The following is a 19515-nucleotide window of genomic DNA, read 5'->3' as shown; positions in this document are numbered from 1 at the left end:
CACGGGGGCAAAGCCCCGTTCCTTCCTTGCTCCTAGCCACGAAGCAAAATCGGCTCCGTCACGATGGTGCAGATTGGTCGGTAACCGCTCTAAACGTTCACCAGCGCGTCGATCGCCGCCTGCAGGATGTGCGCGGCGGCGAGCGAATCGACGCGTTCGGCGCGCTTGGCGCGGCTCAGGTCCTGTTCGATCATCACGCGTTCGACCGCGACGGTCGACCAGCGTTCGTCCCACAACAGGATCGGCAGGGCCCAGTCGGCGAGATTGCGGGCGAAGGCGCGGGTCGATTGCGTGCGCGGCGAGTCGGTACCGTCCAGGTTGAGCGGCAGGCCGACGACGATGCCCTTCACCGACTGCGGCGTGAGCATCGCGGCGAGGATGGCCTTGTCCGCGGTGAACTTCGTCCGGCGCACCAGCGGGGCGGGGGAGGCGAAACTCCATCCCGCGTCGCACAGCGCCGTGCCGATGGTCTTTGTCCCGACGTCCAGCCCGAGCAGACGGCCGGCGGTCGGGAGGGCGGCGCGAAAGTCGGCGGTGACGGTAGTGATCACCTGGCCTGTCCCCGGAACGCCGCCAGCCGGCGCGCGGCATCCGCCCGGACGTTCGCCCAGAACAGGCTGTAATCGTACACGTGGTAATTGTTGCCGGGCAGCACATAGGGTCCGACGTCCGGCCCCTCGCCGATCATCAGCAGCCCGCGACCTTCGCAGGCCGCCGGCACGCGCCCGGCCTCCAGCGTCGCATTCGACAGGTCCGCGCTCGGGAACAGCGTGCCGAGATTCGCGCTTGCCGGCGCGATCCCGCCGGCGGCGCCGGTCAGGGGATTGGTGCAGACCATCGGCGTGCCGCGGCGCGACCGGCCGTCGAAGCCGGTCGTCGCGTCGAACGTGTTGAGGATCAGCGACGCATCTGCGGGCGCCGCAAAGGTCTGCCAGGACAGCAGGCAGCCCGCCTGATCGAGGCCTGCGCACTCCGGCAGGCCCAACGCGGCGAGGTCGGTCGTGCGCGACACCGGCCAGCCGACGACATAGGCCGCGACGATCCGCCGGGCGAGCGGCGTTCCCGCAACCCGCTCGCGCAGCAGCCGCGTCAGGTGCAGCCCGCCCTGGCTGTGTCCGGCCAGGATGATCGGCCGGTCGGGATTGGCGGCCAGAAAAGCGTCGAAGGCCTGGCGCACGTCGCGATAGGCCAGGTCGAGCGCCCGTTCGGCATCGACCCGCGTCGTCAGGAAAGCCCCGAACGCCGCCTGGCGATACCGCGGCGCCCAGACCTGGCCGGCCGCATTGAACGCGCTTGCCTGACCGCGCAGAAACAGCCCGGCGCGGTCGTTCGCCTCGACATTGTCGAGCGGCGCGTTCCAGTGATCGGTGGCCAGATAGGACGTCGGGTGGATGAAGAACACCGCCGCCCCGCCGTCCGCCGCGCGCTGCCCTGCCGGGACCCACAACGCGGGATTGCCGGCGATGTCGGGCCGCGCCAGCCACATGTCTGTCAATGCATAGGCATCCCTCGACAGGCCCGCCTGCGCTTCGAACGTGACACGCGGCGTCATGTACCGACGCATCAGTTCGATACCCCACAACCGGTACAGGAAGGCGGCGGCTATCGCGAGCACGACGAACGCGGCAACGACGTACAGAAATTTTCGGACGAGCCGGCCGGACCGCTCCGCGGCATGGCCAGTTCCGGGCCCTTCCTGCGGCGTATCATGATATTTCTCCGGAGGAATCTGGTCCACGTCGAATGACCTTCTTGTGCAGTGCAGCAATGTCGCGCGTACGGCAATTGCCAAGTCCGTGCCCGAGGAATGCGCCGCACGCAATCGCGTGCGCGAAGAGGTTGCGCTGCAACAACGCGCGGTGCTAGCCGCAGGTCATGTCCGTAGACGCCGCAACCGTGAAGAAGGTCGCCAGCCTGGCGCGCATCGCTATCAGCGATGACGACGCGAACCGCATGGTGCCCGAACTCAACAACATCCTCGGCTGGATCGAGCAACTGGGGGAGGTCGATACCTCCACCGCCGCGCCGATGACCGCCGTCATCCCCAACGATCTGCGTCTGCGCGACGACGTTGTCACCGACGGTGGCGTCCGCGACAAGGTGCTGGCGAATGCACCGGTTGCCGAACATGGCTTCTTCGGCGTGCCCAAGGTGATCGAGTGATGTCGGCACGACATGCTTCGATCATCCCGGCGAAGGCCGGGATCCAGAATCCTAAGACTCATTGCGCGGAACCCTGGGATCCCGCCTTCGCGGGAGCACGTGCATGACCACCCTTACCGAACTTGGCGTGCGTGACATCCGCGACGGCGTGCGCGATGGCAGCTTTTCGGCCGTCGAAGTCGCCGAAGCCTTCACTGCGCGTGTCGCCGCCGCCGGCCAGCTCAACGCCTTCATCGTCGAGACGCCCGACCACGCCTTGACCGCTGCGCGTGAGGCCGACCGCGCGAAGGCCGCGGGCGAAGACCTCAAGCCGCTGGCCGGTGTGCCGGTCGGGATGAAGGACCTGTTCTGCACCAAGGGCGTGCAGACGACCGCGGCGAGCCACATGCTCGAAGGCTTCGTGCCAGAGTATGAATCGACCGTTTCGCAGAAGCTGTGGGACGCGGGCGCAGGCATGCTCGGGAAGCTGAACCTCGACCAGTTCGCGATGGGGTCGTCGAACGAGACGTCCTTTTTCGGCAACGTCCTTTCCCCATGGCGGCGTAACGATGGCGGCAATGCGCCACTCGCCCCCGGTGGATCCTCGGGTGGGTCCTCGTCGGCGATCGCCGCGCGGCTGTGCCCTGCGGCGACCGGCACCGACACCGGCGGCTCGATCCGCCAGCCGGCCGCCTTCACCGGCATTTCGGGCATCAAGCCGACCTATGGCCGCTGCTCGCGCTGGGGGGTCGTCGCCTTCGCGTCCTCGCTCGATCAGGCAGGGCCGATGGCGCGCGACGTCACCGATTGCGCGATCATGCTGGAGGCGATGGCCGGGTTCGACGCGAAGGACGCGACCTCGCTCAAGCTCGACGTGCCGCAGTGGGAGAAGGGGTTGAACCCGTCCCTTGCCGGCAAGCGTATCGGCATTCCGAAGGAATACCGCGTCGACGGCATGCCCGAGGAGATCGAGGCGTTGTGGGCGCAGGGCATCGCTTGGGCGAAGGACGCGGGCGCCGAGATCGTCGAGGTGTCGCTGCCGCACACGAAATATGCGCTGCCCGCCTATTACATCATCGCGCCGGCGGAGGCGTCGTCGAACCTCGCGCGCTATGACGGCGTGCGCTACGGCCTGCGCGACCTGCCGGAGGGCGCGAACCTCCAGGCGATGTACGCGGCGACCCGCGCGGCGGGCTTCGGCGACGAAGTGAAGCGCCGTATCCTGATCGGGACGTATGTGCTGTCCGCCGGCTTCTACGACGCGTATTTCACGCAAGCCTCCAAGGTTCGCACGCTCATCGCGCGCGATTTCGAGAATGCGTGGGAGACGTGCGACCTGCTGCTGACCCCGACCGCGCCGTCGTCGGCGTTCGCGCTGGGCGAGAAGTCGGCCGATCCGCTGGCGATGTATCTCAACGACGTGTTCACCGTGCCGTCCTCGCTCGCGGGCCTGCCGGCGATGAGCGTGCCGGGCGGACTGGACAAGGCCGGACTGCCGCTGGGCCTCCAGATCATCGGTAAGCCGCTCGACGAACAGGGCGTGCTGAATGCCGGCCTGGCACTCGAACAGCGCGCGGGCTTCGTCGCCCGGGCGGAACAGTGGTGGTGATTGTCGGATCGGTCTCTCGGTGTTACCTTAGGTAACACTGGAGATCGACGATGAACGCGCCCGCTGACATTCGCGCACGGACCAACATGACGAGCAAGGGTCAGGTCTTGATCCCGAAGGATGTGCGCGATGCGATCGGGCTGGTACCCGGGGCGCCTGTCGATGTCGGGATCAACGATCGTGGCGAGGCTGTGGTGCTACCTGTCGTCAAGCCGACGGTCGAGACGCCCGACGAGCGCAGCGCGCGGATTATGGCGGCATTCGATCGCGCCCGCCTGAAACATCGTACCGGGCGATCGACCGCTGACATCATGCGTGACCTTCGCGGGGACGAACCGCTTCCGTGATCCTGCTGGACACGAACATTCTGGTCGACGTTCTCGAGGACCCAGACGACACATGGTCGCGGGAAACCTTACGGGCAGTGTCACGCGAGCGCGAACTCGTGACGAATCTCGTTGTAGTGGCGGAACTCTGCGGCAATGTCGCGCTGCCTGAGGATATAGAAGACAGTTTGCGTGACGCCGACATCATCGTGCTTGACCTATCATTCGATGTGGCGAGGCGGGCGGGTGTTGCCTTTCGTGAGTACCGCCGCCGTGGTGGTCCACGCACGACCATCCTGCCGGACTTCCTCATCGCCGCTCATGCCACGATACTCGGCGCAAACCTGATGACCCGCGACCGCCGCCTCGCTTCGTATTTTCCCGAACTCACCCTCATCACACCGGACACCGACAATGGCTGACGCATCCACCTATCGCATCCAGGGCCAGACCGGCGAGTGGGAGGTCGTGGTCGGCCTGGAGGTCCACGCCCAGGTCACGTCCAACGCCAAGCTGTTCTCCGGCGCGCCGACCGCGTTCGGGGCGGAGCCGAACACGCAGGTCAGCCTGGTCGATGCCGCGATGCCGGGGATGCTGCCGGTGCCGAACCGCGAATGCATCCGCCAGGCAGTACGGACCGGCATGGCGATCGACGCGCAGATCAACACATGGTCGCGGTTCGACCGGAAGAACTACTTCTACGCCGATCTGCCGCAGGGCTATCAGATCAGCCAGCTCTACCACCCGCTGGTCGGCGAGGGGCAGCTGGAGGTCGAGGTCGACGGTGCGACCAAGACGATCGGCGTCGAGCGTATCCACGTCGAGCAGGACGCCGGCAAGCTGATGCACGACCAGCATCCGACCATGTCCTATGTCGACCTGAATCGCTCGGGCGTCGCGCTGATGGAGATCGTCAGCCGCCCGGACATGCGCTCGCCTGCGGAAGCGGGGGCGTACCTCACCAAGCTGCGCTCGATCCTGCGCTATGTCGGGTCGTGCGACGGCAACATGGACCAGGGATCGATGCGCGCCGACGTCAACGTCTCGGTCCGCACGCCCGGCGACGAATTCGGTACGCGGACGGAGACGAAGAACGTCAACTCGGTCCGCTTCGTCATGGCCGTCGTCGAGCAGGAGGCGCTTCGTCAGGTCGAAGTGATCGAGAGCGGCGGCACGATCGTCCAGGAAACCCGCCTGTATGATCCCGACAAGAACACCACGCGGTCGATGCGGTCGAAGGAAGATGCGCACGACTACCGCTATTTCCCTGATCCCGACCTGTTGCCGCTCGAGCTCGACGACGCGTTCCTGGAGGAATGTCGCGCGAGCCTGCCCGAGCTGCCCGACGCCAAGCGTGCGCGCTACGAAGCGCAGGGTGTTACGCCGTACAACGCCGCCGTGCTGACCGCCGAGGTCGAGACCGCGCGCTGGTTCGATGCGCTGCTGGAGGCCGGGGTCGACGGCAAGCAGGCGTCGAACTGGGTCGCGTCCGAACTGTTCGGCGCGCTCAACCGCTTGGGCAAGGACATCACCCAGTCGCCCGTGTCGCCCAAGCAGGCCGCCGAACTGCTGGCGCTGGTCGCCGACGGCACGCTGTCGGGCAGTCTCGCCAAGCAGGTGTTCGAGGTGATGCTGGAAACCGGCGACGACCCGGCCAAGATCGTCGAGGACCGCGGCCTGAAGCAGACCAGCGATACGGCTGCGATCGAGGCGGTCATCGCCGAGGTACTGGCGAAGAACCCCAACCAGCTCGAACAATATCGCGGTGGCAAGGACGCGCTGTACGGCTTCTTCGTCGGCCAGACGATGAAGGCGATGGGCGGCAAGGCCAATCCGGGCGTCGTCAACGACCTGCTGAAGAAGGCGCTGGCGGGCTGATCGTCGGTCCGATCCACCCCCCTTGCCCGGCGATGATCGCGTGATAGGCTGTCCTCCGGAATAGGGGAGGAATCAGGGGGTTATGCAGTCTTTCATGAGGCGTGCGACGCTGGCGGTCATGCTGGCGTCGGTCGTCGCCGCGCCGGTGTCGGCGCAGCAGGCGGCAAGCGGAACGAACGCGAGCGCGCTGTCGGCATCGCCGTTCGGACCGGTCGAGGCGGGGGATCCCGCGACCGTCAAGATGCCGCAACTGACGTTCACGTCGGACGGGACCGAGGCCGGCGACTTCGACAAATATTACGCGTTCCACCGCGCGGACACCGACTATGCGACGGCCTATGTCGACATCGCCGAATGCGACGGCTACGCGCGCGGGTTGCAGAGCGGGATCGGCTATATGCAGACGCCATACCCCTATGCCGGGACGATGGCGGGTGCCCTGGGCGGCGCGATCGGCGGGATGATGGCCGCGGCGATCTTCGGATCAGGTGAGAAGCGTCGCCTGCGCCGCGTCAACATGCGCACCTGCATGAACTTCAAGGGCTATGACCGCTACGGCCTGCCCAAGGGGCTGTGGGAGGAATTCAACTTCGAGGAAGGATTGTCGGGCGTGACCGAAGCGAGACGCCGTGGCTATCTGCAGGTCCAGGCGCTGGTCGCCTCGTCGGGCACCCTCCAGGGCAAGGCGCTGGGCCTGTGAGGGCGCTCCTGCTCTCCGCTGCGGTCGTCGCCGCTGCCGCCGCCAGCCCCGTGGGTGCCAAGGACAAGGACCCGGTCTTCGTCGAAAGCGCCGCGGTAAAGGACAAGCCCGCGGTCACTTTCGACCCGGCGAAGGCCTATGTCCTGATGCGCAGCGAGGCGCAGACGCCGCTCTACCTGATGAAGGTGCCGACCGCCGAGGATCAGGCAGCCTATGACAGGATGCGCAGCGAGGCGCTCGCCAAGGCGCAGGAAAAATACCGCAAGAAGCTCGCCAATTACGAGCGCGACCTGGCCGCGGCGAAGGCGGCGAAGACATCGACTGCGGCACTCGGCGATCGCCCCGTCGAGCCGACCGATGCGAATTTCCAGTTCACGCCGTTCAACCAGCTGGCGGCGGTCGGCATCGGCCCGATCAACCGGTTCGCGAAGGCCGGCGTATCGACCTACCTCCACGAAGTGACGCCGGGGACCTACCGCGTCTACGGCTTCCTGGGGTTGATGGGCAATGCGATGATGGGGTCGTGCTTCTGCATGGGCAGTGTGCAGTTCGACGCGAAGCCCGGCGTCATCACCGACATGGGCGTGGTCGGAAAAACGGAGCCGGTGAAGGCACCCAGTGGCGACAGCTCCTACCCGACGCCGTTGAGTGGAGAGGGCCTGTTCGTGGCGGCGGGGCCGGACATGCCGATCGACCCGCGCCTCGCGTCGCAGACCGTTGTTCGCGCGAATTTTCGTCCGGCCGGCAAGCTGCCGAACTATTTCGGGCTGACGATCACGCGTATCCCGGAAATTCCGGGCGTGTTGCGCTATGACCGCGACCGGATCGTCGATCTGACGCGGGGCAACTGACGAAACGAGCGGGCGGACCTGACGGCCGCCCGCCCGCCTCCATTTCTACTGGCCGATATCACGGTCCTGGTTCTTCACGACGCCATCGGCGCCGCCTTCGCCCATCTCCGCGTCCGCCTCCGGCCCGCCTTCACCGCGTTCCAGCGCATCGCGCCGCGCGTCGACCGCCTGCTCAATATCGCTGCGCTCGTCTTGCGCGTGGGTATCGACTGTCGTCCGATCCTTGTCACTCATGTTCGCTCTCCTTCGCAGACGTCAACGCGTGCGCGCCGCCATGGATGCGCGCACACCTATTCCTGTTTATTACGGCGCTATTGAGAATCCGTTGCATTAGCATCCGTCGCCCGCTATCCGGCACGCGACACGGACAAGATCGAGAGTCGAATGACCCCTGCGTTGCTACTGCTGCTTGCTGCCACCGCGACCAACGACCCGGTCCCCGCCGCCGACACCGATCCGCAGTCGCGTGGCGATGTGATCGTCATCGGCACGCGGGACGAAGCGAGCGAGGGGAGCGGAAGCTATGCGACCGGCGTCAGCCGTACCGCGACCCGGCTGGGGCTGAGCCAGAAGGACACGCCGCAGTCGGTCAGCGTCGTCACGCGGACCCAGATCGACGACTTCCGCCTGACCGACGTCAACACGCTGCTCCAGACGACGACCGGGGTGAACGTGCAGTCGGTCGAGACCGATCGTACCTATTACTCGGCGCGCGGGTTCGAGATCACCAATTTCCAGCTGGACGGCATCGGCCAGCCGTTCGCGTTCAACATCCAGAGCGGCCCGCTCGATACCGCGACCTACGACCGGGTCGAGGTGCTGCGCGGCGCGAACGGGCTGCTGTCCTCGACCGGCAACCCGTCGGCGACGATCAATTTCGTCCGCAAGCGCCCCGGCCGCGAGTTCGCCGGCAGCGTGGCCGCTCTGTATGGCTCGTTCGACCAGAAGCGGATCGACGGCGACGTGACCGTGCCGCTGACCGCGAACGGTGCGGTGCGCGCGCGTGTCGTCGGCGCCTATCTCGATACCGACAGCTATCTCGACCGCTATCAGGTCAAGCGGTCGATCCTGTACGGCATCACCGAGGCCGATCTGGGGCCGGATACGGTGCTGGCTGTCGGGTACCAGCGGCAGGACAATCGTGCCGAAGGCGGACTGTGGGGGGCGTTGCCGCTGTTCTACACCGATGGCTCGCCGACCGACTATCCGCGGTCGACCAGCACGTCGGCCGACTGGATGCAGTGGGACGTGCTCGACCAGCAGATCTTCGGCGACCTGACCCACGACTTCGGCGGGGGCTGGTCGGCCAAGCTCAGCGTGCTGCGCCGCGCGGTCGATGAGGATTCGGAACTGTTCTACGTCTATGGCACGCCCGACCGGGCGACGGGCCTCGGCCTGTTCTCCTATGTCGGCGCGTTCAACGGCCCGACGCGCGAGCTGACGATCGACGCCTATTCCTCGGGCCCGGTGACGCTGTTCGGCCGCAAGCATGACGTCGTCTTCGGCGTGAACCGCGGTGTGTCGGTGCTGAAGCAATATTCGAGCTATCCGGCGGGGACCGGCATTTCGCTGCCCGGCAACACCGCGTTCGAGGGGCGCTTCCCCAAGCCGTCGTTCGGCCCGTTCGACCTGAGCGCGGACACCAACAACAAGCGCGAGAGCGTGTACGGCCTGATCCGCCTGAACCCGGCCGATCCGCTGAAGATCATGGTCGGCGGCAATGTGACGCGCGCGACGGCCGAGGGCATCAGCTACGGCGTCGCCAACCGGTTCGAGCGGACGCGCGTGCTGCCGTTCGCGGGCGTCACCTATGCGCTGACGCCCAACATCAATGCCTATGCGAGCTATGCGACGATCTTCAATCCGCAACGCGAGATCGGCGTCGACTTCCGTCCGCTGGAGCCGATCGAGGGCGACAATATCGAGGCGGGGGTGAAGGGCGAGTGGTTCGGCGGGCGGCTGAACGCCAGCGCCGCGGTGTTCCGCGCGCGGCAGAATAATACCGCCGAGAGCCTGCGCTTCGACACGGTCAGCGGACAGCAGCTCTACACGACGATCGATGCCAAGTCCGAAGGGGTCGAGGTGGACGTCGGCGGCCAGCTTGCGCCGGGCCTGCAGCTGACCGGCGGCCTTACGGCGCTGCGCGTCCGTAATCCGGACGGAATGGCGGTGCGGACCTATGTTCCGCGCCGGACCGCGCGACTGAATGCGGTGTACAGCCCGGTCGCGCTACCTGCGCTGAAGCTGGGCGCCGCGGTCCAGTATCAGAGCCGGATCAGCCGCGATCAGCTGACGACGACGCCCGCCGGAGCCGCGATCTTCACGACGCAGGGCGCCTATGCGCTGGTCGATGCGATGGCGCGCTATGACCTGAGCGACGCGGTGTCGCTGACCGCCAACGTGCGCAACATCACCAACGCAAAGTATCTGACCAGCCTGTTCTGGGCGCAGGGCTTCTACGGAGCGCCGCGGACGGGCACGGTCACGCTGGGCTTCAAATTCTGATGCTGCTCGCCGCCGCCGTCGCGCTGGCGATCGCCGGCATCGTTCTGGTCCGCGTCGGTTGGGGCGGGCTGCGGCACGTCGCGGTGGGCGGCTGGGCCGCGGTGGTCGTTGCGATCCTGGCCCTGGCGGTCGGGGAGGGGGCGTGGGGTATCGCGGTCGGGGTGACCGTCGCGATGCTTGTCGCGCTCGGCCTCCTCGCGCGTGACGGCGTGCGGACCGCGCCCACCCGCAACCCGCCGGCACGCACGCCGGCCAGCGTGACGTTGCCCCACCGCGCGCTCGGTGTCGGGCGACGGCTGGCCGTCTTCCTGCTGGTCGTGCCGGTCGGTGTCGCGGCATCCTATGTCTTTGCGATGGGGGCGGAAGCTGCGGCGATGCGGCTGGGCTGGCACCCGGCGGATCGCACCGCGCTTGCCTTCATCGCCGCGCCCGTCGCCTGGACGCTGCTCGCCAGCATCCAGCTGATGCAGGCGGGGCCGCTCCGCATGATCCTGCCGCCCGCGGTATGCGCTGCGGCCGGGGGGCTGCTATGGTGGCCGCTATGAAGCATGATCCGATCGTCGCGGCCGAACCCGGCCTGGTGCAGCGCGCGCTGGGCGGGCACGCCGCGCTGGGGTTGCTGGCCGGCGCGCTGCTCTATCTGATCGCGCTCTCGGGAATGCTGGTCGTCATCCACGAACGGTGGCAGCGCTGGGAACAGCCCGCTGTCGCCGAGACGCCGGCGATGACCCCGACCGCGGTGCAGGCGGCGGTCGCGACCAAGGCGGCGATCGATGCCGCCGCGGGCAAGGCGGCCAGCACGCACCTTTATGTCCACATGCCGACCGCCGGGCTGCCGCGGACCGTCGTGACGAGCGATCACGGCGCGATCTACGTCGATGCCGCCGGGCGCGACGCGGGGCCGGAGGCGCACGCCTGGACCGAATTCCTGGTCAATCTGCACACCTACCTTCACTTGCCGACCACGATCGGGATCATCCTGGTCGGGGCGCTGGGCGTGATGCTGGCGGCGCTGGCGATCACCGGCGTCGTCGCGCATCCGCGCATCCTGCGCGATGCGTTCCGCCTGCGCGCGCGGGGCAATCGCCAACTGGCGCAGGCCGACTGGCACAACCGCCTGGGCGTGTGGACCCTGCCGTTCGTCGTCGCACTCGGCATGACCGGCGCGATCATCGGGCTGTCGTCGGTCGGCGCCGACCTGCTCGGCAAGCGCTATCACGGGGGCGATACGCTGGCCGCCTATGCGCCGATCTTCGGCGCGGAGCATCCGGTCGACAAGCGCCCCGCGGCGCTGCCCGATGTCGCAGCACCGCTGCGGTACATGGCGAAGACCTTTCCGGACGTGACGCCGACCTATGTCACGATCCACGATCCCGGTACGCGCGGGCAGAACATCCAGCTGCTCGCCGCGCACGATCGGCGACTGATCTACGGCGAGGCATATCATTTCGACGCCGCCGGCCGGTACGAGGGGCGGCTGGGCCTGTCCGACGGGCCGCTCGGGCGGCAGGCGGCGGCGTCGCTCTACAACTTGCACTTCGGCAGCTTCGGCGGGTTGGCGGTCGAATTGGCCTACATCGCCCTCGGCCTCGCGCTGTGCGTCGTGACCGCGACCGGCATGTCGCTGTGGTTGCAGAAGCGGCGCCGCCGCGGGCTGCCGAGCCCGCGACTGGAAGGCTTCTGGACGATGGTCGTCTGGGGCACGCCGGTGGTGATCGTCGGGGCGCTGTGGCTGCGCGCGCTGGGCGGGGCGGCGATGCCGCTGGTGCCGGTGTTCTGGTCGAGCCTTGCCGCGGTCGTGGCGGTGGGGATGATCGTGCCGCGGCTGGCCGATCCGCGCGCTCTGCGGCTGATCCTTGCGGCGATGGTCGCGATGACCGCACTCGTCCACTTCACGCTGACGCCGCTCGGCCTGCCGGCGATCTGGGCGATCGACCTGGCGCTGCTGAGCGTGGCCGCGGTGCTGGTCGCGGTGGAGCTGGGGCGGAAGCGGGCCGCATCATAAGTCGTGCTCCCGCGCAGGCGGGAGCGCAGAACCGGAGGCGACGTCTTTTGTAACCCTGGGCTCCCGCCTGCGCGGGAGCACAAAAGGGCAAAACGAAACGGGCGCCGGTTACCCGACGCCCGCTTGCAATAGTCCCGGAAGGGACAGGATCAGGCGGCGTCGCCGGCCTTTTCCTTTTCCTTCTTGGCATAGACCCGCACCGGTTCCTTGGTGCCGCCGACGACGTCCTTGTCGATCATGACTTCGTCGACGCCGTCCATGCCGGGCAGGTCGAACATCGTGTCGAGCAGGATGCCCTCCAGGATCGACCGCAGGCCGCGCGCGCCGGTCTTGCGATCGATCGCCTTCTTCGCGATCGTCGTCAGCGCCTCGTCGTTGAAGCCGAGTTTCACGTCCTCCATCTCGAACAGCTTCTGATACTGCTTGACCAGGGCGTTCTTCGGCTCGGTCAGGATCTTGATCAGCGCCGGCGTGTCGAGGTCCTCCAGCGTCGCGATGACGGGCAGGCGGCCGACGAATTCCGGGATCAGACCGAACTTCAGCAGATCCTCGGGCTCGACCGACTTCAACGCCTCACCGGTCTTGCGTTCGTCCGGGCCGGCGACATGCGCGCCGAAGCCGATCGACTTGCCCTGCAATCGGTCGCCGATGATCTTTTCGAGGCCGGCAAACGCGCCGCCGCAGATGAACAGGATGTTGGTCGTGTCGACCTGCAGGAATTCCTGCTGCGGATGCTTGCGCCCGCCCTGTGGCGGCACACTGGCGACCGTGCCTTCCATCATCTTGAGCAGGGCCTGCTGCACGCCTTCGCCCGACACGTCGCGCGTGATCGACGGATTTTCGGCCTTGCGGCTGATCTTGTCGATCTCGTCGATGTAGACGATGCCGCGCTGCGCCCGTTCGACGTTATAGTCGGACGCCTGGAGCAGCTTCAGGATGATGTTCTCGACGTCCTCGCCGACGTAACCGGCTTCGGTCAGCGTCGTCGCGTCGGCCATCGTGAACGGCACGTCGAGGATGCGCGCCAGCGTCTGCGCGAGCAAAGTCTTGCCGCAGCCGGTCGGGCCGACGAGGAGGATGTTCGACTTGGCGAGCTCGACCTCGGCACCCTTGGCACCGTGGTTCAACCGCTTGTAGTGGTTGTGCACCGCGACCGACAGGACGCGCTTGGCGCGGCGCTGGCCGATGACATAGTCGTCGAGCACGTCGCAGATTTCCTGCGGCGTGGGGACGCCGCCGTCCTTCTTGCTGACGAGTGCGCTCTTCGTCTCTTCGCGGATGATGTCGTTGCACAGCTCGACGCATTCATCACAGATGAACACGGTCGGGCCTGCGATCAGCTTGCGCACCTCGTGCTGCGACTTGCCGCAGAACGAGCAGTAGAGGGTGCTCTTGGAGTCGCCACCGCTCAGTTTCGTCATTCAATCACCTCGTCGCGCGGACCGATGCGCCGCGCTTGGTTTAGCCTGCCATCCTACACGGCAGGCGGGGTCCGGCAAAGCCTTTACCGGACCCGGGGCACGCAAATCCGGCTTACGCCGCGCTCGATCCGTCCGCATCCGGCACACCCGGACGCTTGTCGAACACTTCGTCGACCAGGCCGAACGCCTTGGCCTCGTCCGCCTCCAGGAAGGTGTCGCGGTCCATCGCGCGCTCGATCTCTTCCAGGCTCTTGCCGGTGTACTTGACGTACAGGTCGTTCATCCGGCGCTTGATGCGCAGGATTTCCTTGGCCTGGATCTCGATGTCAGACGCCATGCCCTGCGCTCCGCCCGAGGGCTGGTGGACCATGATACGGGCGTTGGTCAGCGCGACGCGCATCCCCGGCTCACCGGCCGCCAGCAGGAAGCTGCCCATCGATGCCGCCTGGCCGATACAGACCGTCCCGACCTTCGGCCGGATATACTGCATCGTGTCGTGGATCGCCATGCCGGCGGTCACCACGCCGCCGGGCGAGTTGATGTACATCCAGATATCCTTCTTCGGGTTCTCGGACTCGAGGAAGAGCAGCTGCGCGGTGATGAGCGAGGCCATGTGATCCTCGACCGGCCCAACGACGAAGATGATGCGTTCGCGCAGCAGGCGGGAATAGATGTCGAAGCTGCGCTCGCCGCGGCTCGACTGTTCGATGACGATGGGGACGAGGGCGTTCTGGATGACGCTCATAGGGTCGTGCATGATGTTCCCGCTCTAGGATTGACCGCGCTTACATCGGCGTTCGGGCGGTAGGGCGCAAGAGGGTCAGACTTGCGGCCCCGGAACCGCGAGGTAGGCGAGCCGCTTGATCTCGCGCCGCCCGCGCACGACGGTGTCGAGGATCAGCCCGGTGAACAGGTTCAGCACCGCGACGATCATCAAGCCCGTAGCCAGGATCGCGGTGGGGAAGCGCGGGACCAGTCCGGTCTGGACGTAGGTGATGGCGAGCGGAACGCTGAGCAGGATCGCCGCCAGCGCCAGCACGGCGCCGATCGCGCCGAAGAACCACAAGGGCCGCTCGATCCGGTAGAGCGTGGCGATGGTCCGGGCGATGCGCGCGCCGTCGCGGTAGGTATTGAGCTTCGACGCCGACCCTTCGATCCGCGCCAGATAGCGTGTCTCGACCTCGCCGACCGGCATCTTGAGTTCGAGGGCGTGGACGCTGATTTCGGTCTCGATCTCGAAGCCGCCCGACAGTGCGGGGAAGCTTTTGACGAACCGGCGCGAAAAGACGCGGTAACCCGAAAAGATGTCGGTGAAGCTGCGCCCGAACAGCGACGCGAGCAGCCCGGTCATCGCGCGGTTGCCGAGCACGTGCCCGCGGCGATAGGCCTCGGCGGCCTCATGCACGCGGGTGCCGACGATCATGTCGAGGCCCTCGTCGACAAGCCGATCGACCATCGCGGGCGCGGAGGACGGGTCATAGGTCAGGTCGCCATCGGCCATGACGTAGATGTCGGCATCGACATCGGCGAACATTCGGCGGACGACATGGCCCTTGCCCTGCATCCGTTCGGTGCGGACGACGGCGCCGGCAGCGCGCGCGACCTCGACCGTCCGGTCGCGGCTGTTGTTGTCGTACACGTAGATGGTCGCGTGCGGGAACACGTCGCGGAAGCCCACGACCGTCTGCGCGATCGCGGCCTCCTCGTTGTAACAGGGCAGCAGGATGGCGATGCGTGGTGCGGTCACTTCAGCCCCCATCCGTTACCCCGGCGTCGCCCCGGCCTGTGCCGGGGTGACGCTGGATGCTTAGCTTATGCCTCGGTCTTCTTCTTGGCCGGGGCCTTCTTCGGCTTTGCGGCGGCGGCGACATCTTCGCCCTCCGCGGTCGGCTCGACGGCCTTCTTGGTCGGCGCCTTCTTGGTCGCGGCCTTCTTCACCGGCTCCGCTTCGACCAGCTCGTCGCCGTCAGCGGCGGGCGCTGCGTCCTCGGTCGCCTCGGCGGCCTTCTTTTTGGCCGGAGCCTTCTTCGGTGCGGCGGGCTTGTCGTCGCCCGCGTCGGCCTTTTTCGACTTGCGCGGAGTCGGCTTGTCGTGGTCGTGGGTGTGCGTGCCGGTGTCGAAGCCGTCCTCGCTCTCGATCGCGGCTTCCAGCTCCTCGCGGGTCACTTCGCGGTCGGTCACTTCGGACTTGCCGAACAGGAAGTCGACGACCTTGTCCTCGTACAGGGGCGCGCGCAGCTGGGCGGCGGCCATCGGCTCCTGCTGGACGTACTGGATGAAGCGCTCGCGCTGATCCTGCGGATACTGCTGCGCGGCCGCCATCACGAGCTGGTTCATCTCGTTGTTGCTGACCTCGACGCCGTTCGCCTGGCCGATCTCGGACAGCAGCAGGCCCAGGCGCACGCGGCGCTCGGCGATCTTGCGGTAATCGTCCTTCTCGGCTTCCAGCTCGGCCTTGGCGGCGTCGACATCGGCCTCATGCTCGGCTTCGTGCTGGAGCTGGTGCCAGATCTGGTCGAACTCGGCCTCGACCATCGACGGCGGCACGGGGAAGTCGTGGCCGGCGGCGAGCTGGTCGAGCAGCTTGCGCTTCATGTGGGTGCGGGTCAGGCCGTTCAGCTCCTGCTCCGCCTGGCCCTTCAGGATGCCGCGCAGCTGCTCCAGGCTCTCGAGGCCCAGGTTCTTGGCCAGCTCGTCGTCGATCTTGGTCTCGCCGGCGACGCGGACATCGGTGATCGTCAGGTCGAAGGTGGCGGGCTGGCCGGCCAGGTTCTTGGCGCCATAGTCTTCCGGGAAGGTGACCGAGATCTGCTTCTCGTCGCCCTTCTTCACGCCGACCAGCTGGTCCTCGAAGCCCGGGATCAGGCGGCCCGAGCCGATCTCGACCGACATGTCGGTGCCGGTGCCGCCGTCGAAGGCGACGCCGTCGGCGGTCTTGCCGACGAAGTCCATGACGACCAGGTCGCCGGTCTGCGCGGCGTGGCCCGCGTCCGCGTCGTCATACGACTTGGCGCCGCTGGCCAGTTCGGCGATGCGCGCGTCGAGCTGCGCCTCGTCCGGCTGGACGGTCAGACGCTCCAGCTTGAGGCCATCGATCGCGGGCGCGGGGACGTCGGGGAGCACTTCCAGCTCGACCGTGACAACCGCATCCTTGCCCGGTGCATATTCGTCCTCCAGGCGGACCGACGGCTGCATCGCGGGGCGCAGGCTCTTGTCCGCCATCAGCTGCTGGACGCCCTGCTGGATCGCCGAGTTCAGCGCGTCACCGGCAATCGCCTCGCCATGCATCTTGCGGATCAGGTTCGCGGGAACCTTGCCGGGGCGGAAGCCGGGCATACGGATCTGCGGCGCCATGCGCTTCACTTCGGCGTCGACCTTGGCGTCGATGTCCTTGGCGGTGATGGTCAGCGTGTAGGCGCGCTTGAGGCCTTCGTTCAGCGTCTCGACGGTCTGCATGGTTGCGGCTTGGCTTTCTGAACTAAAAAGAGGAATCCGTTAGCGGCCACCCACCTCCCGCGCGTGTCGCGTGAGAATGGGTAGCTGGTGCGGGCGAAGGGACTCGAACCCCCACATCTTGCGATACTGGTACCTAAAACCAGCGCGTCTACCAATTCCGCCACGCCCGCGCGGCGGATGGAGCCGCCGGTTGCGGCGGGCTCTATAGCAAAGCGCGTGGGCGGCGCAACCGTGTGCGATGGGCAGGCGTTGATGGCGGGTTCAAAGGAGATATCCCTATGCCCGTCGAACCGCCGATCCCCCAGCCCGATGCCCCGCCGCCCGAGGCGCCCGTTCCCGCGACGACGCCGGCCCAGCCGACGCCGGGCACGCCTGCCGAGACGCCGCCGGTAACGCCGCAACCGGCCCAGCCGACGACGCCCCCCCCGGAGGTGTCGCCGCCGACGCCCGACATCGACGTTCCGTCACCGGGTACGATCGTCGGTTGATCGATTTGGAAAACGCCCCGGCTAACCGTCGGGGCGTTTTTTCGTGCGGGTCAGCGTCGCGTCGGGCGCTGGCTGGCAGCGATCGCCAGCCCCGCGGCGATCTGAAGTGCGCCGTACACACGCCGCCGACCAGGCTTTCCGCGAAACGGCGCGACCAGCACGTCGCTGCCCGCCGCATCGCTCGCCCACAGGTCGACATGCCGCTGCGGCTGCAACAGGCCGAGCAGACCGTCGCCGATCATGAAGATCGCCGCCATCTCCGCCGCGCGACCGGTCCAGTTGGCATCCCCGCTCATTTCTTGCGCGCCGCTGCGGCCTGTGCCTGGACCGCCTCAATCGCTGAAGAGCGCCGCAGCACGCGTGCCATCGGGTCGATCACGACATGCGCGCCCTCCGGCACGGCCAGCGTGTCGCGACCGCCGGTCATGGCAATGCGCGTGACCTTGCCGTCGACCTCGACCTCGATCGGCATCGGGAACGGCTTGTTCCCAGGCGTCTTCCACTGAAGCGTCAGGCGCCCGTCATCGCGCGTCTCGACCAGGTCGGGCAGGGCGGCTTCATCCAGATACACGTCGAAGAACCAGCCATAATCCGCGCCGGTCACCTGGTTGACGATTTGGCGATACTCCTTGCTCGACGAGAAGCGGGGCGCGAAATTGCCCGGGCGCGGGTCGGGCCGGCCATAGATCGCGCGGCGCGTGATCTCGAAGAACGCCGGGTCGCCGACCAGCCCGCGCAGGGTGTGGAGCATCCACGATCCCTTGACGTAGATGTCGCCGCCGGGGCCGTTCTTGTCGGCGTCATAGACGTCCTCTTCGGCGCGGGGCTGGCCGGACACCAGCGGCGCCTTGTTCAGGATGGTCTCGCGCGATTTCAGCAGCATCGCGATGTAGCGGGCATCGCCCTCGCGCCACTTGCCGTACAGCGGCTGCATGTAGGCGCCATAGCCCTCGTGCAGCCAGAAATCGTCCCAGTCTGCCGCGGTCAGCTGGTTGGCGAACCACTCGTGGCTGAATTCATGCTGGAACAGCCAGTCGAAGCCCTCCGGCGCCTTCTTGTAGCCGTTGCCATAGGCGTTGATCGACTGGTGCTCCATGCCGAGATGCGGCGTCTCCACCACGCCCAGCTTCTCGTCGCCGAACGGGTAGGGGCCGATCACGCTTTCGAAGAAGTCGAGCGTCGGCGCGAATTCGGCGAACAGGCCCTTCGCCTGGGTCTCCTCGCCTGGCAGATACCAGTAGTACATCGGAATCGTGTTGCCGAAGCGGCTCTTGTAGCTGCCCTTCATCTCCTCATACGGCGCGATGTTGAGCGCGATCGCATAGGTGTTGGGGTTGCGCGCCGACCAGTTCCATGTCGTGCGCCCGTCGGGCAGCGTGTCGACCGACTTCAGCACGCCATTCGACGGCGCCTTCAGCCCCTTCGGCACGGTGATGTGCAGGTCCATGCGCTTCGGTTCGAACGTCGGCGAATCGACGCACGGCCAGAACAGGTCGCAGCCCTCGCCCTGCACCGCGGTCGCGATCCATGGCTGACCGTCCTTCGTCTTCGACCAGACGAAGCCGCCGTCCCAGGGTGCCCGCACCGCGACGCGCGGCGTGCCGGCATAGGTGATGCGGACGGAAAAGGCGGTGCCGGCGGGGATGCGGCGGGGCGGCGTGACGATCAGCCGGCCGTCGGGGTTGGTCCAGGCTCTTGGCGCGAGCGCGCGCCCGTCGATGCTGATCGCGCTGGCGGGCAGGTTCCTGTCCAGGTCGATCGGGATGCGGTCGACAGGCCCCTTGGCGACAAAGTTCAGCGTCGCCACGCCGGAAATCTGTTCGCGCGCCGGGAACACCTCGATCGCGAGATCGACCGTGTCGAGCATCAGCTTAGCCTGGTCGGGCGTCACGGCGCCGCCAGAGCGGGCGGTCTGGGGCGTGATTTCGGGCTTGCCGGCTTCTGGTGCGGCGGCAAGCGTGAGCAGCATGGGGAGGATCAGGGTCATGGTGACGGGTTGTCGCGACAGCGGCGCACGCGTGCAAGGGCGTTCGCGACACCGGCGCTGCACTCCGTCGTTTCGGCGGCGTTGATCGCGGGCCGGCAGCGTCCCATATATCCCCTCGACGGGCGACCTGACGTGGTCGCCTTGTGG

At 67.1% G+C, this 19515-nt stretch carries 20 protein-coding genes and 1 tRNA gene; 11 read left to right on the top strand and 10 right to left on the bottom strand.

Going from position 1 to position 19515, the window contains the following annotated elements; translation table 11 throughout:
* Positions 1-89: 89 nt before the first annotated feature.
* Together ruvX and ASE86_RS10535 are read right to left on the bottom strand one after the other, a co-directional pair.
* A complete protein-coding gene (gene ruvX, locus ASE86_RS10540; protein WP_056425676.1) occupies positions 90-551 on the bottom strand; it encodes a Holliday junction resolvase RuvX in 462 nt (153 codons plus the stop codon).
* Positions 548-1639 carry a DUF3089 domain-containing protein gene (locus tag ASE86_RS10535; protein ID WP_056427010.1) on the bottom strand — a complete coding sequence of 364 codons (1092 nt, stop codon included), beginning with the start codon at positions 1637-1639 and terminating at the stop codon, positions 548-550. Before ASE86_RS10535 ends, ruvX begins: the two co-directional genes overlap by 4 nt.
* 236 nt (positions 1640-1875) lie before the next feature.
* Between ASE86_RS10535 and gatC the strand changes: the two genes are divergently transcribed.
* From gatC to ASE86_RS10500, 7 genes are all read left to right on the top strand, one after another.
* On the top strand, positions 1876-2163 hold the full coding sequence (gene gatC, locus ASE86_RS10530; protein WP_056425673.1) for an Asp-tRNA(Asn)/Glu-tRNA(Gln) amidotransferase subunit GatC: 288 nt from the start codon (positions 1876-1878) through the stop codon (positions 2161-2163).
* A 103-nt stretch (positions 2164-2266) separates the two neighbouring features.
* Positions 2267-3751, top strand: a complete 1485-nt coding sequence (gene gatA, locus ASE86_RS10525; RefSeq protein ID WP_056425672.1) for an Asp-tRNA(Asn)/Glu-tRNA(Gln) amidotransferase subunit GatA — start codon at positions 2267-2269, stop codon at positions 3749-3751.
* 50 nt (positions 3752-3801) lie between these two features.
* Positions 3802-4098, top strand: coding sequence for an AbrB/MazE/SpoVT family DNA-binding domain-containing protein (locus ASE86_RS10520; RefSeq protein ID WP_056425668.1), 297 nt, complete (start codon positions 3802-3804; stop codon positions 4096-4098).
* Positions 4095-4499, top strand: a complete 405-nt coding sequence (locus ASE86_RS10515) for a type II toxin-antitoxin system VapC family toxin (protein ID WP_056425665.1) — start codon at positions 4095-4097, stop codon at positions 4497-4499. Before ASE86_RS10520 ends, ASE86_RS10515 begins: the two co-directional genes overlap by 4 nt.
* The gene (gatB, locus tag ASE86_RS10510) at positions 4492-5955 is read left to right on the top strand and encodes an Asp-tRNA(Asn)/Glu-tRNA(Gln) amidotransferase subunit GatB (RefSeq protein WP_056425662.1); all 1464 of its coding nucleotides are present in this window, start codon (positions 4492-4494) and stop codon (positions 5953-5955) included. Before ASE86_RS10515 ends, gatB begins: the two co-directional genes overlap by 8 nt.
* Before the next feature lie 94 nt (positions 5956-6049).
* Positions 6050-6655, top strand: coding sequence for a hypothetical protein (locus ASE86_RS10505; protein WP_156347096.1), 606 nt, complete (start codon positions 6050-6052; stop codon positions 6653-6655).
* Positions 6652-7506: a hypothetical protein gene (locus tag ASE86_RS10500; protein WP_056425655.1), complete on the top strand. Its 855-nt coding sequence runs from the start codon at positions 6652-6654 to the stop codon at positions 7504-7506. Before ASE86_RS10505 ends, ASE86_RS10500 begins: the two co-directional genes overlap by 4 nt.
* Before the next feature lie 45 nt (positions 7507-7551).
* Here the strand turns inward: ASE86_RS10500 and ASE86_RS10495 are convergent, their stop codons facing one another.
* Positions 7552-7740 carry a hypothetical protein gene (locus tag ASE86_RS10495; protein WP_056425652.1) on the bottom strand — a complete coding sequence of 63 codons (189 nt, stop codon included), beginning with the start codon at positions 7738-7740 and terminating at the stop codon, positions 7552-7554.
* A 150-nt stretch (positions 7741-7890) separates the two neighbouring features.
* On the opposite strand from ASE86_RS10495, the gene ASE86_RS10490 reads away from it, so the two are divergent.
* The 3 genes from ASE86_RS10490 to ASE86_RS10480 are packed head-to-tail and all read left to right on the top strand — an operon-like array spanning position 7891 to position 12016.
* Positions 7891-10011 (top strand): TonB-dependent siderophore receptor, encoded by a 2121-nt coding sequence (locus tag ASE86_RS10490; protein ID WP_056425647.1) that lies wholly within the window; start codon positions 7891-7893, stop codon positions 10009-10011.
* The gene (locus tag ASE86_RS10485) at positions 10011-10556 is read left to right on the top strand and encodes a hypothetical protein (protein WP_056425644.1); all 546 of its coding nucleotides are present in this window, start codon (positions 10011-10013) and stop codon (positions 10554-10556) included. Before ASE86_RS10490 ends, ASE86_RS10485 begins: the two co-directional genes overlap by 1 nt.
* Positions 10553-12016, top strand: coding sequence for a PepSY-associated TM helix domain-containing protein (locus tag ASE86_RS10480; protein ID WP_082441786.1), 1464 nt, complete (start codon positions 10553-10555; stop codon positions 12014-12016). The genes ASE86_RS10485 and ASE86_RS10480 overlap by 4 nt, the downstream gene beginning before the upstream one ends.
* A 149-nt stretch (positions 12017-12165) precedes the next feature.
* Here ASE86_RS10480 and clpX read toward each other — a convergent pair whose 3' ends face one another.
* The 5 genes from clpX to ASE86_RS10455 form a co-directional block, all read right to left on the bottom strand.
* The gene (gene clpX, locus ASE86_RS10475) at positions 12166-13437 is read right to left on the bottom strand and encodes an ATP-dependent Clp protease ATP-binding subunit ClpX (protein ID WP_056425640.1); all 1272 of its coding nucleotides are present in this window, start codon (positions 13435-13437) and stop codon (positions 12166-12168) included.
* Between the two features lie 112 nt (positions 13438-13549).
* Positions 13550-14194 (bottom strand): ATP-dependent Clp endopeptidase proteolytic subunit ClpP, encoded by a 645-nt coding sequence (gene clpP, locus ASE86_RS10470; RefSeq protein WP_056425638.1) that lies wholly within the window; start codon positions 14192-14194, stop codon positions 13550-13552.
* 63 nt (positions 14195-14257) lie between these two features.
* Positions 14258-15196 carry a glycosyltransferase family 2 protein gene (locus ASE86_RS10465; RefSeq protein ID WP_056425636.1) on the bottom strand — a complete coding sequence of 313 codons (939 nt, stop codon included), beginning with the start codon at positions 15194-15196 and terminating at the stop codon, positions 14258-14260.
* A gap of 53 nt (positions 15197-15249) precedes the next feature.
* A complete protein-coding gene (tig, locus tag ASE86_RS10460) occupies positions 15250-16893 on the bottom strand; it encodes a trigger factor (protein ID WP_056425633.1) in 1644 nt (547 codons plus the stop codon).
* Positions 16894-16978: 85 nt separating this feature from the next.
* Positions 16979-17063, bottom strand: a tRNA-Leu gene (locus ASE86_RS10455).
* 108 nt (positions 17064-17171) lie between these two features.
* Here ASE86_RS10455 and ASE86_RS10450 point away from each other — a divergent pair.
* Positions 17172-17381, top strand: a complete 210-nt coding sequence (locus ASE86_RS10450) for a hypothetical protein (RefSeq protein WP_082441785.1) — start codon at positions 17172-17174, stop codon at positions 17379-17381.
* Between the two features lie 50 nt (positions 17382-17431).
* On the opposite strand, the gene ASE86_RS10445 is transcribed toward ASE86_RS10450, so the two are convergent.
* Both ASE86_RS10445 and ASE86_RS10440 read right to left on the bottom strand, forming a co-directional pair.
* Entirely contained in the window at positions 17432-17677 is a 246-nt protein-coding gene (locus ASE86_RS10445) for a hypothetical protein (protein WP_056425631.1), read from the bottom strand.
* Entirely contained in the window at positions 17674-19368 is a 1695-nt protein-coding gene (locus ASE86_RS10440; RefSeq protein ID WP_056425629.1) for a M1 family metallopeptidase, read from the bottom strand. The genes ASE86_RS10445 and ASE86_RS10440 overlap by 4 nt, the downstream gene beginning before the upstream one ends.
* Positions 19369-19515: the final 147 nt, after the last annotated feature.

The sequence above is a fragment of the Sphingomonas sp. Leaf33 genome, from assembly GCF_001421785.1.
Lineage (GTDB): Bacteria > Pseudomonadota > Alphaproteobacteria > Sphingomonadales > Sphingomonadaceae > Sphingomonas.
Note: the sequence above shows the minus strand (reverse complement) of the source record. Positions and strands in the feature narration are given on the sequence as shown.